This window comes from Vibrio sp. OPT18 (genome assembly GCF_015163615.1).
In the GTDB taxonomy this organism is placed as follows: Bacteria; Pseudomonadota; Gammaproteobacteria; order Enterobacterales; family Vibrionaceae; genus Vibrio; species Vibrio coralliirubri.
The window spans coordinates 1-560 of record NZ_JADDYK010000068.1 but is presented as its reverse complement, the minus strand read 5'-3'; the positions used below and the strand labels follow the sequence as shown (position 1 = coordinate 560).

Here is a 560-nt window from a genome sequence, read left to right as displayed (position 1 = left end):
CTAGAGCCTTAAATATGGCAGGGGTGGAGAGATTCGAACTCCCAACACGCGGATTTGGAAAACGAAAGAAATTAATTTAAAAACAAACACTTACTTAAAACTAAAAATCCAAAGTGCATCCAAGGCGTTAAAAGGGCTTATTTCGACCACGTAAGCAAATAAAAAAACGACCTATATTCAGCAATAAAGGTCGTTCATTTGATGGTTATTTTATTCACTTGTTTTGCATTATTTATTGCTAAGTATGTAACCTGCAATTGAGCCGAATAGCACGCCCATAGTTGAGTTAAACAAGCCAAGGTAACTAAGCCATGTACTCGCTACTACAATCGATAGAGTTAATAAGGTTTTCGCAATAATCACACTGATTGTGTGGTCTTTTTTTCCTGCAATAAAGACTTTGATCATTTCACTAACCTGAGGTATTGAAAGTATGCTAACTACCAACATTACCACTTTTCTAACTTCGATGCTGTCATCTTCTTGGTTTGAATTTTCTTCTAGCTCGTCTTCTTTAATTTCAGTTGTCATTATTTTGATGCCTATTTAATGGGTTAAGT

Annotated in this window: 1 protein-coding gene; it reads right to left on the bottom strand. The window is 35.4% G+C overall.

What is annotated here, in order from left to right; all coding sequences use genetic code 11:
- Positions 1-228 precede the first annotated feature (228 nt).
- Positions 229-531 (bottom strand): hypothetical protein, encoded by a 303-nt coding sequence (locus IQQ51_RS18045; RefSeq protein ID WP_193841718.1) that lies wholly within the window; start codon positions 529-531, stop codon positions 229-231.
- Positions 532-560: the final 29 nt, after the last annotated feature.

Coding starts and splice junctions, on each gene's coding strand:
- IQQ51_RS18045 (WP_193841718.1), bottom strand. CDS start 531: ATGACAACTGAAATTAAAGAAGACGAGCTAGAAGAAAATTCAAACCAA.